8 protein-coding genes and 3 pseudogenes are annotated in these 11,689 nt (G+C 40.5%); 3 read left to right on the plus strand and 8 right to left on the minus strand.

Annotated elements, in window-relative coordinates; translation table 11 throughout:
• The coding region (locus GCA01S_RS20715; protein WP_042411131.1) for a hypothetical protein at positions 1–637 on the plus strand (637 nt) is incomplete at its 5' end.
• 692 nt (positions 638–1,329) lie between these two features.
• On the opposite strand, the pseudogene GCA01S_RS15365 reads toward GCA01S_RS20715, so the two are convergent.
• Positions 1,330–2,447 (minus strand): annotated as a pseudogene (locus GCA01S_RS15365) (IS3 family transposase).
• 171 nt (positions 2,448–2,618) lie between these two features.
• On the opposite strand from GCA01S_RS15365, the gene GCA01S_RS21350 reads away from it, so the two are divergent.
• Positions 2,619–2,684, plus strand: a complete 66-nt coding sequence (locus tag GCA01S_RS21350; protein ID WP_375781805.1) for a hypothetical protein — start codon at positions 2,619–2,621, stop codon at positions 2,682–2,684.
• Between the two features lie 57 nt (positions 2,685–2,741).
• Positions 2,742–3,174, plus strand: a pseudogene (locus GCA01S_RS15375) (molybdopterin dinucleotide binding domain-containing protein); the annotation flags it as partial.
• 97 nt (positions 3,175–3,271) lie between these two features.
• Here the strand turns inward: GCA01S_RS15375 and GCA01S_RS15380 are convergent.
• The 7 genes and pseudogenes from GCA01S_RS15380 to GCA01S_RS15405 form a co-directional block, all read right to left on the minus strand.
• Positions 3,272–4,417: a YdcF family protein gene (locus GCA01S_RS15380; RefSeq protein WP_174407505.1), complete on the minus strand. Its 1,146-nt coding sequence runs from the start codon at positions 4,415–4,417 to the stop codon at positions 3,272–3,274.
• Positions 4,418–4,951: 534 nt separating this feature from the next.
• Positions 4,952–6,007, minus strand: a complete 1,056-nt coding sequence (locus tag GCA01S_RS15385) for a zinc-dependent alcohol dehydrogenase family protein (RefSeq protein ID WP_042411135.1) — start codon at positions 6,005–6,007, stop codon at positions 4,952–4,954.
• 178 nt (positions 6,008–6,185) lie between these two features.
• Positions 6,186–6,434, minus strand: a pseudogene (locus tag GCA01S_RS20220) (IS3-like element ISBth8 family transposase); the annotation flags it as partial.
• Between the two features lie 107 nt (positions 6,435–6,541).
• The gene (locus GCA01S_RS15390) at positions 6,542–8,320 is read right to left on the minus strand and encodes an adenine deaminase C-terminal domain-containing protein (protein ID WP_042411137.1); all 1,779 of its coding nucleotides are present in this window, start codon (positions 8,318–8,320) and stop codon (positions 6,542–6,544) included.
• A 247-nt stretch (positions 8,321–8,567) separates the two neighbouring features.
• Complete coding sequence (locus tag GCA01S_RS15395; protein ID WP_042411141.1) at positions 8,568–9,017, minus strand: acyl-CoA thioesterase; 450 nt, start codon at positions 9,015–9,017, stop codon at positions 8,568–8,570.
• 39 nt (positions 9,018–9,056) lie between these two features.
• Positions 9,057–10,646, minus strand: a complete 1,590-nt coding sequence (locus GCA01S_RS15400) for a benzoate-CoA ligase family protein (protein ID WP_042411144.1) — start codon at positions 10,644–10,646, stop codon at positions 9,057–9,059.
• 131 nt (positions 10,647–10,777) lie between these two features.
• On the minus strand, positions 10,778–11,578 hold the full coding sequence (locus GCA01S_RS15405; protein WP_042411147.1) for an enoyl-CoA hydratase/isomerase family protein: 801 nt from the start codon (positions 11,576–11,578) through the stop codon (positions 10,778–10,780).
• Positions 11,579–11,689: the final 111 nt, after the last annotated feature.

The following is an 11,689-nucleotide window of genomic DNA, read 5'->3' on the forward strand; positions in this document are numbered from 1 at the left end:
TATGGAATTTACTCTTACAGGAGGGGATTCTTTCCTAGTCACCGTGAAGCAAAATCCTCCGAACACCCCTGTAGAAGTCATTTGTGACAATGGGGGGTGTAGTTGTAACAATAGATGTGGTCTTACTACGTTTGAAGGTGGAGAAAGTTCAACTCCAATTCCCCCAATCCCTTTGTGTGTAACATTGGCATCGTTTCCCGGTTGGCTTTTTCTAGAGGGAGGGAATGTTGGAAATTGGCCTTCTCCCGATACAGTAGCATTTTGGATAGGTGGTACCACTCGTGAGATTACGTTTCAGCCCGCAGTCGCTTCTGTTAGCTTCTTTTATGCTTCCGCTGTAAATGTTACTCTAGAAGCATTTGATGCAAATAACAATTTGATTGCAAGTGTAGTAGGTCCAGCCAATTTTGTTCCTCCTCTTTTTGATAATTGGGACCCTTTAGGCGTTAACGTGGGCTCCAATAGAATTACAAGAATCAGAATAACTGGTAATAGTAACCAAACGGGCATTGATAACTTGAAAGTATGCTCCGTACGCCGAACATGTTGCAAAACGCATAATCCATTCATAAACGCATACGCCAAAATGCAAATGTACGCCAACAAATCCGCCCGTCTTGGAAACCATATGCAGTGACTAAAAAACACACTTCCAAACGGTGAACATGATTTCCAATTTTGTTATTAAACGTGTAATGCCTAGCGAAACTGCCCCTCTTTTACCGGATTACCCCCTGATTTTGAGAACACCCTATCTGATTTAAGGTTATTCATGAACCTCTCCCACCTACACTCCGTTTGAAGGTGGGAGTTTTTACTAAATTCATCAAAGAAGCTTCGACGAAGAAGAAGGACTCCTTCCCCTACTCGGATGAACCCATCGGAAGCCTTTTCGGCGGAATAGTAAGCAACATCAGTTTTTCAAGTTTCTTATCGGGATAATGAGCGGTGGAAAGTCCTTTTTAGAGGTCTTGATGAGAGGATTATCTGACGAACATATACTTATGGCTTGAATCGAATGACTATGAAGATGGAACTTTCCTTTCGTTTGCTTTTGTAGCGCGCTTTTCGAAATTCACCTTCCGTACTGAAGAAGGAGTGTTCCTTCGTTAATCAAAGGTACTCTTTCCAGACAAGATCTGACTCACGGTCGCAAGCGTACAGCCGCTTGTGATCTGCTTTTGATGCATGGAAAAACACCTTTTGTCCACGGAGCATAGTGGTTCCTCCTTACATTGTTCTTGTTATAGAAATATTATAGTTTTTTTGGGATAAAAACTGGTGGTATGTCAAGAAAACAGATACGTTAAACAGAGAGAATAGCTGAATTTATGCAGCTACTTTTCTCTGGTGAGCGTAGTATGAAGCCTCAAATTCACATGGCGATACATAGCCAAGGGCGGAATGACTTCTTTTGCGGTTGTAGAAGCATTCGATGTACTCAAAAATGTCTTATTTCGCTTCTTTTCGCGTGCGGAATCGATTCAGATAAATGCACTCTTTCTTGATGAGGCTATGAAATGACTCTATACAAGCGTTGTCGTAACAGTTTCCACGTCTCGACATGCTCATTTGAAAATGATGTTCCTGTAAGAGTTGCTGATAGTCATTCGAAGCATATTGACTTCCACGATCCGAATGATGAATCATCACTCGTTCCGTTGGTTTTTCGCTGTTTAGAGCCCGTTGTAACGCTTTGATGACTAACTCTTTTGTCATTCGTGTATCGATATACCATCCTACCATCTTACGAGTATATAAATCCATGATACTCGCTAAATACAACCAGCCTTCATCGGTAGGAATGTACGTAATATCCGCCATCCATACTTCATTCGGAGCCGTTGCTTGGAAGTTTTGTTTCAATAGATTGTCATATACGTTGTAAGGATGGTTACTGTTCGTAGTGGCTTTGAATTTACGGACGGTAATGGATCTCAAGCCTTCTTTGCTCATGATGCGAGCGACCGTCTTTTAAGACACACGAATCCCTTGTTTGCGCAGTTCTTGCGTAATTTTTGGGCTTCCGTAAATCTTACGGGACTTTAGATGCTCATTTCGAATCTGTTGAGTGAGTTGTTCTTTTCGTTCTTTCTGTTTACTTTTCGCGCGCTTGAGCCAGTCGTAATACCCACTTTTGAAAACATCGAGCACTTGACACATTTTCACCACACGAAATTCATTTCGATGTTGAAAAATGAAGGCGTAAATTACTTCTGGTTTCTGGTGAAGATGCCTAACGCCTTTTTTAGGATCGCTAATTCCTCCTCCCACTCTTGATTGCGATGGCGTAATTCGATGATTTCTTGATTTTGTGGCTTGATGTTGCCTGAACCTACAAAACTCGTTCCATTGCTTTCTTTGTATTCTTTGACCCAACGGTGAAGAGTGTTGTAAGCCAAACCTAACTCTTTTGCCGCTTGTGCGATGGACTTGTCCCCCTCCAAGCATCATTCAACAGCCTGAATTTTGTATTCCTTATCAAATGTTCTCTTTTTCATGATCGGACACCTCGAACCTATTGTAATTAAGTTTATTATAATCTCCCTGTTCTCCGTGTCCAATTTTTAGACTAACATCAGTTACTGGTACATAAACAAGATGGAAAAATTGTAAAAATACAGGGAGATCCTAATCATCCTGTGACAAAGGGAAATATATGCAATAAAGTGTACGGAATATAATTGAACGAATTTACGATCCAAAGCGCTTGAAATATCCAATGAAACGTACAGGAGCTAAAGAAGATGGAACAAGATGGCTATCCTCCTTTGCCAACCTATACACCACTTGTTAACGATGGAGACTTCCCGTTTTTGTTTGTGCCTGGTCCTAACCATCATTTTTTAAACACAACCTTTTCTAATAATGAAAAACACATTTCTTTTGGAAAGGAACCACGTTTGCATATGAATATTAAAGATGCTTTATCGAAAGGTATTAAGGATGGAGATCAAGTCCGAGTGTGGAACAATCGAGGAGAATGTATATTGAAAGTTTCTGTTGGAGAAAACGTACTTTCAGGCGTCGTTGTCACTCAAGGGCTCTGGGCCGATTCCCCGGGCACGAAACATCTGGTAAACTCACTTACCCCCCGACCGAGTTGCCGATATGGGCAATGGAGCGACTTTCTTTTCAGGGAGGGTGAATGTGGAGAAAGTTTTGGTTAGTTGAACCCCCTTGGGTGCCAAGGGGGGTTTGTTTATGGGAATTTCCTTTAATTATATCAATAAAGGTGAATATAGTATACCAACTAATTTCGTGATTTTCGTTATCTTTGAAGCCCAGGATATTGCCAAATTCCAGAAACTCTAAACAGGTCACGGTAGATAACAAACTCTTCATCTTTCGATACTTTTTGTGCTTCCTCTATAGATGGATAATCTAAATAAACCACATTGGTGAAGTTTCTGTTGCTATTTTTGCCATTCATTTTATCATAAAAATCGCTGGCTTCTTTAAATACCGTTAACGCTCTTCTCATGTGGCTTGCACTTGTTACAAGGGTCACGTCTTTTATTCCCTCTTTTTCAAGTATGGCAGTGGTAAAAAGTGCATTTTCCACCGTGTCTGTTGACTTATTTTCGAGAATAATTCTGTCTTTTTCAATTCCTTGAGAAATCAACCAGTTGCTCATTGCCTCCGCTTCCGTAATTCCTTGTTTAGGAACTCCGCCAGTTACAATGATCTTTGAATGTGGGTATTGTTTTGCAATGGCAAGGCCTACTTTTAAACGTTCCATCAGCGGTTGTCTCATCGAACCATCATCGGCAAGTGCATATCCAAGGATGACAATGGCATGGTCTTTTTGTGGTAAATGCTGAGGGACTTCTGTATTTAATTTGCTATTTATAATACTTTCTGTTGTTTTTAATTTTCGAATATATTCATTTGCTTTTTTAGAATCTATTCGCTTTAACTTTGAAATAGCGCTTTTATAAGCGCGAATGTCTCCATTTATTTTTGAGTAAACCCCGTAAAGCAGATTGGCATTGAAATTATTTGGGTCTAAATTTAATATCTGCTTATACGTTTGTAACGCTTCTGGAATTTTTTTCTGAATGATTTGCGTGGATGCAAGTGAAAATTTCAGATCAAGATTATATGGATCGATTAGCGTTGCTTCCTTAAATGCATGTTCAACAACATCATATTTGCCTTTCAGTGTGATTCCCTTAAATATCTCTTTTTCTGCTTTTTCAAGGTCACCGCCATGCCAATAATAGTACATGGCGATTTTTTTTAATTGATCGATTCTGTAAGAAGTAGGTTCATCAGTTTTTATGTAGGTTATATTAGGATTTTCTGGTGTTGTCGAAGTTGTTGGAACAGAAGATGCGGCATACGCTGTTGCAAACGTTAAAGTAGATAAAACAACAGCTGCGGATAAACCCAGTTTCTTTTTCAAGTTTTTCATTGCATCGATACCCTCCTGACTTCTGTGAATATTTTTAGGGATTATCAGCACATTGCGACCATCCCAGCAACGATCATTAAGATAGCATTTTTTGATTTACCGATTGCGAAGATAGGGTAAATATCTTGTAAATTTATCCTATCCATCTTTCGGCAAATTTTGGAGAGTATAGGCACGCACTAAAAAAATCGTTCATTTTGAACAAAACTGTCCAAATTAGCGATATTGTTTTCAATCGCTAAAATTAGTTTTCCCAACACCCGACAGTTTACTATAAGGCATGCTGTCGGACGCATTCTTCTTGAATGCAGAATAGGCGGACATGAAATAAAGAAAGAACAAAAGCATTCGTTTGGCTATATCGGTATCAAAATCTATATGTTGAAAAAAGGGGATGGTCCTCGTGCTATGAATCCTCCCCTTTTCAACCAATTGGCTTTATTCATTTTAGCAATTTCTTAAGATGATCGTATTTATTTCTTGCTCCGCTTTGTATCTTTTTGCCCTGCCTGCGAGCTTCCCACTCACACAATGTTAGAAACGGTTAATCACAACGGATCCTAACGTACCATATTGAGACATCGATTCGAGCACTCCGCTTGCTTCTTCAAGAGAAATCGTTTTGGATATCAATTTTTCTGGATGCAGCTTCCCACTTTCCACCATTGCTAATAAATCCTTATATCGATGTGGCTGCATACCAAGCGATCCTCTAATTTGCAGCTCTTTTGCTACGATCAAATCCGTTGGAAGGGCGATCATTCCACCCTCTTCTTGCGTCGTCAATCCAACTTGCACATGTACTCCACGGTTTCGCAAGCTAAGAATCGCATTTCGGCATGTTTCAGCAATACCTAATGCATCTAGCGTAATGTCGCTGCCGCCTTTAGTGATTTCCATGACTGCTTCGACCGGATTGTCCCTTCTTGAATTTACCGTTGCAAAAGCACCTAGTTCTTTCGCTTTTTCCAGTTTGGCATCATCAATATCAACAGCGATGACCCTGGCTCCAAGCGCATTGGCGATTTGAATCGCGGCTAAACCGACGCCGCCCGCACCGTAAACGGTAAAGAAATCACCTGCTTGCACCCCTGATTGATCGGCAACCGCATGAAAGCTCGTCATAAATCGGCACCCAAGGGAGGCAGCTGTGGTAAAGTCGATGGAATCAGGCAAATGAACTAGATTCTGATCTGCGAACGGTACTCTCGCATATTGGGCATAAGCCCCGTTACAAGAAAATCCGAAGATGATTAAGTTTTCACATACGTTTTGGTGTCCTGTTTGACAATGCTCACAGTTTCCGCAGCCTAGGCTGAAAGGAACGACAACGCGGTCTCCTTTTTTGAACCGCTTTACGTCTTTTCCTACTTCTTCAATAATGCCGGCGAATTCATGCCCGAGAATGTGAGGAAGTTCAGGCTTCAATCCAATCCATTCCCAATCTCCGACCCATGCATGCCAGTCGCTTCGGCAAACTCCATTCGCTTCCACCTTTACGATGACATCATTTGGACCGCAATCTGGATCTTGAAAGTTTTCGTGGATTACTAATGGTTTGTTGAAATCCTCCATAACTGCCGCTTTCATCAATCATCTCTCCTTCGCCCAAAAAAGGTTTCATTATATATATACAGCACGTTTTATTTAAAATTCTTCTTTTCGGTAAAGAAGAGAAAACTCCTTATTCGTGCTTCGTGCACATACCCCGTCAAGTAGACTATAGAAAAAAGAGTATATGAAGTTGCGGCCTTTTCTCGATATTCCATCGGGGAAAGGCCGTTTGGCAATACGCATTTTTCTTTTTCAAACTGGGAAAATGTTGGTGATTCCATACTCCTTTTCGATCTTCCAATGACTCGCCGCGTTGAATTTTCTTGATCCATTGTGCAATCTGAGCATCACTTTGATTCCAAAATGCTTACGGAGCAGTCGATGAGATGAGAATTTCAAACGAAACAACTTACCCTTTCAGATCTTCTGAATATGTGCTAAAAGCTTGTCCTTTCTTATCCATAAAAAATCCCCTACTAGGTAGACTCTTAAGAGCATGCGATCCAATGTCTTTTTTTGATGCCTGCCTGTAGGGGGATCATACTGCATGTTGATTACTTTTATTGAAGTTTATTTCATCACTTTTTCGTTTAACAATTCAGCAGGAAGCAAAATATCATCCTTTTTCACTTCGTATAACCCGAAAGGAACAAGGCGAAGGCCTGGCAAGAAATCACATGTTAAAAACAATAAAGTGTATAAAATATCGTGGAAAGGAAAGCCTCTTTCTTGGAGAGCCGATAACAATTGATTGTGGTATTGAACCGCTGTTTCAAAGGAAGGATCGGTTGTCATCATTCCGGTAAACGGAAGAGGAATTTCTACGACAATTTCACTTCCATCTACAACCACAATGCCGCCGCCCATGTCATACACTTTTTTCGCAGCAATTGCCATTGCTTTTGGGTCCCTGCCAATAACAAGTAATTCGGTCGTCGTATTGTAAGTAGACGCCATCCCGTCTAAGTTCCGTGCAAACCGTTCCAAAATCGCTTTGGATACCCATTTGCCGTTTCGATCAATCAAAGAAGCATATAGCAATCCTTCTTCGTTTGAAATGTCGGCGAAGCCATCAACGAACGGAGGCATCACATCTTTTCTTTCTGTAATGACATTGCTTTTGAAATAAGCAACTGGAACTGCTTTCCCCCGCGAAGTATGAGGATAGCGATATATATTTAAGTCATCTAAAACTTCTTTTGGAAACGCAAAAGGTTTTCTTACCACATATTTATTCCAATTAATTTCTGGCATAGCAACGAGCAGTTTTCCTTGTTCAGCGACTACTTCTCCCTTGGAAATAACCAGCGCCGGGCGAAATTCTACAAGATCAGGAAGCAGAAGAATATCCGCTAATTTTCCTGGTGAAATGCCTCCGATATAATCATCAAGACGCAAATAAGTAGCGGCATTGATCGTCGCCATTTGCAAAGCAGTCATCGCAGGGACGCCAAGCTCCACAGCTTTCCGGACAAGGCCGTCCACAAAACCTTCTTCTTCTATGAAACCAGGATGGGGACCGTCCGTTGTCATCGTAATTCTGTTTGTACTTACCTGACCTTCGGTAATTATTTTAATAATTTCTGGCAAATCCGGACGAAGGGAGCTGTTGCGAAGTGTAGTCCACATCCCCAGCCTGAGTCGGTCAAATGCTTCTTTTGCCGTAATCGCTTCATGACATGCACTGACTCCGCTTGCAGCGATGGAATTTAATTTTTCATAGGAACATCCAGCCGTATGTCCGTCCACCACTTTTCCCATTTTTTTCGCCACTTCAATCGTATCAATTAAAAAAGGATCTCCTTGATATAACAGAGGCCATCTTGTCACTTCAGCAGTTCCGACAACTTCATCCAATTCCAAAAGCTCTTGTACATCCTTTTGGTTGAACCATTCTCTTTCTCCAGGAAAGTCCGCTTGTGAAACAAGGCGAACAAGCCACAGAAAGTTTCCAGGCAAATCTTTCAAGTCATTTACCATTTCTTTAAATCCTTTTGCCCCCATATGCAAGTAAAAAAATAAATTATCGTTAACCGTTGTCGTTGTTCCAAGGGGCAATACTTTTCTTGTCATACTAATCGGGTTGTAGACGACCCACGGATGAGCGTGGGGCTCGATAAAGCCCGGTGAGACATACATTCCTTCCGCATCGATCACTTTCGTATGCTCGTCGACCAGCACATCATTTTCTCCGACATATGCAATAGAATCTTTATAAACGGCTACATTTTGTTTTAAAAATTCCCCTGAATACACATTGATGACCGTTCCACCTTTAATGAACAGGTCAGCTGGCCGACGGCCTTGCGCCACTTCTATTAATTCCGTTCTTTTTGCTTTTCTTTTCAATCTGTTCACTCCTATTCAGCATTATTTATTGCCCAACCGTTTTTCCTAGTATCTATCGCTACATTTTATATTTTCACGTAAAATGAATTGGAAGTGCAGTCTGCTAACCAATTTGAAATGTTGATGAGATTGCCAAGTTTTACGATGGACAAGTAGAATCGGACATTTGTTGGTTTATTTTTCGAATTTAAAATATTATTTTAATTATCAGAATTATTTAGTTGCATCAATCCCTTTTCACACGTCTTTATGCACTTAACCACGGATTCGTTTGATGGCAATTTCCTAATCCTTCCTCTTCCAGTATTCGTCTTACTTCATCAGGGATCGGAACAGCAAATATATTTCCATTTTTCTCCTTAACCCATCCCCTGAGTTCAAATCCATGACCGGTTCTTGTTTCACCGCGAAATACTTCATGTTTAAGTTTTATCGTTTTACGATTCACTTCTGTCACAACTGTTCTGATGGTAATAATGTCGTCGTAATACAATGGATGTTCAAACGTACAACCTACATCAAGAAGGGGAAGAATGATATTTTGTTCCTTCATCAGTTTTGATGGAGACAGCCCAATGCTTCTGAAAAATTGATGGCCGGCAATATCGAACCATTTGAAATAATTTGGATAATAAACAATCCCTGCTGCATCAGTATCCCCAAAATTAACGCGAAGTTGAAATTCATTTCTTTTCAAATCTATTTTCCCCCTTCATTATTCACCCTATAAAGCTGATTAACTTTGTACGGCATTTGTTTTTAATAATTCTCTCAGTTTAAAACGTTGAATTTTTCCTGTTGCGGTTTTAGGAAGTTCATCAATAAATTCGATGATACGAGGATACTTGTAGTGGGCTAAATGTTGTTTCGCAAAGTTTTTCAACTCTTCTTCCTTCTCTTTGGAACCTTCGATTCCGTCTTTTAAAACAACGAATGCTTTTGGAATGACGAGATTTTTCTCATTCTCTGCACCGACTACGGCTACTTCTAATACATCATCATGCTGAAGAAGACAATTTTCTATTTCGATCGGAGAGACCCAAATTCCTCCAACTTTTAACATATCGTCCGAACGTCCGCAATACCAATAATACCCTTCCTCATCTTTATAGTATTTGTCACCGATATGAAGCCATTCGCCGACAAATTTTTTCTTATTTTGTTCATGAAGGTTCCAGTATCCATGGGCAATACAATCCCCCCGAACTACCAAATCTCCCACTTCATTCGGAGGCAATTCTGTCCCTTGATTATCGATAATTTTTACGTCGAATCCTGGAACAACTTTTCCTGAGCTTCCTTCTTTCACATCCCCGATGCGGTTCGATATAAAAATATGAAGAGCTTCCGTCGAACCGATTCCATCTAGAATATCTACATTGTACAACTCTTTCCACTTCCGATAAAATGCCGGTGGCAGGGCTTCGCCAGCGGAAACGCAAACGCGAAGTGAACTGAGGTCAAATCGTTTTCCTGTTTTCAACGCATAATCGATCATAGCTCCATACAAGGTTGGAACGCCGAAGAAGATGGTTGGTTTATATGTTTCAATCGCTTGAAACATCGTTTCAGGTGATGGACGTTCTTTCACAAGTACAGTGGAAGCACCGACGCCTAAAGGAAAATACATGCCTCCGCCAAGACCGTAAGCAAAATAAAGTTTGGACGCGGAAAGACAACGATCCTCTTCCGTAATAAAGAGTACTTGTTTCGCATAGGTGTTCAGCGCATATTCCATATCATGCTGTAAATGGATAATCCCTTTTGGAGCGCCGGTACTGCCGGAACTAAACAACCAGAAAGCCGCATCATCTCTGTTAGTAGGTGCCGTTTCGAGCATTTTGCTTGCACGATTGAGCAAACGATAAAAATCAATAGTCCCATCTGGCAATTTGTTAACGCTTTCATTGATAACGATGATATGTTCCAAAAATAAAAACCGATCCTTTAAATGTTGAATGTTTGCCCAAAGATCTTCATGGATAATTAATCCTTTCGCACGGCTGTTGTTTAAAAAATATTCATAATCAGATGGCTGCATCATGGTGTTTACCGGAATTGGGACAGCACCAATTTTAATTGCACCAAAAAAAACATAAATGAATTCTGGCGTATCATGACAAACCATTACGATACGATCTTCCATCTTATAACCGAGTTCCCGCAACATATTTCCCGCTTGATTTACTTTTTCTTGCAAATCTTGATAACGTATCAACTGATCACGATAATAGATTGCAACTTTCTCTCCCAATCCCCTGTTGACATTTTCATCAATAAACAGATCGGCGGCATTGTAAAGCAAACCTAATCCGCGTAATTCCATCTTCCACCATCCTATATTATTATTTTAATTATATAATCGACACGGAAGCCGCCCGAAATGAGTATGGATCTTCATTCATTTCAGGAGGCTTCTGTGTGCAAATATTGAAATGGAACAACTAGTCTTTAAAATTAAATTCCTTTCCAATTTGGTTTCCGTTTTTCCAAAAATGCACTTAATCCTTCTTTCGCATCTTCCGAACGGAACAATAAGTTTTGAAGTTCTCCTTCGTAGCGGATCGCCACGTTTAACGGCATTTCTTTTCCGTTCATAATGGCGAGCTTGATGTTGGATACCGCATATGTCGCACTATTGACGATCTTTCTCGCATATTCCAATGTTCTTTCTCTCGTTTCCGCTTGCGGGAACACTTTGTTTACTAGTCCGATTTCCAGTGCTTCCTGCGGCGTAATCGTTTCCCCTGTAATGTTCATATCCAGGGCTCTGGAGTATCCGATTAAACGGGCTAAACGCTGCGTTCCGCCTGTTCCTGCCAACACGCCAAGGGATACTTCCGGCAATCCGATTTTTCCTGCTTCATCTCCCATGAAACGAAGGTCGCAAGCCAGGGCCATTTCTAATCCACCGCCTACGGTATGCCCTTCTAAACATGCAATGTACACTTGCGGAGAGCGGGCGATTTTATCCAATGTTTCATTGCAGAACAAACAAAATTGCGTTTTAAAGCGCGGATCTGCTGCTTTCAAAAAATTGATGTCCGCACCAGCAGAGAAAAACTTCGGAACATCGCTCATTAATACGACGACTTTAATATCCGGATCAAAACGAAGGTCATCAATCGCCGCGTTGAATTCTTGATAAAATTCAAGATCGTAAGCATTGGTTTTATTGATGTGAAGATGGATTTCCGCGATTCCGTTATCTTTTACCACCGTTAAATTTTTCTTTTTTACAGTTGTTTCAACCGACATAAAATATTCTCCTTTCAAATTTTTAATTTATTAGAATAATTAGGTTTGCGTTTTTCTTTAAATGAACCATTCCATGGTGTGCCGAGTTTCAAATATTACTCCTGATTCAGG

Source organism: Parageobacillus caldoxylosilyticus NBRC 107762, from assembly GCF_000632715.1.
GTDB classification, from domain to species: Bacteria; Bacillota; Bacilli; order Bacillales; family Anoxybacillaceae; genus Saccharococcus; species Saccharococcus caldoxylosilyticus.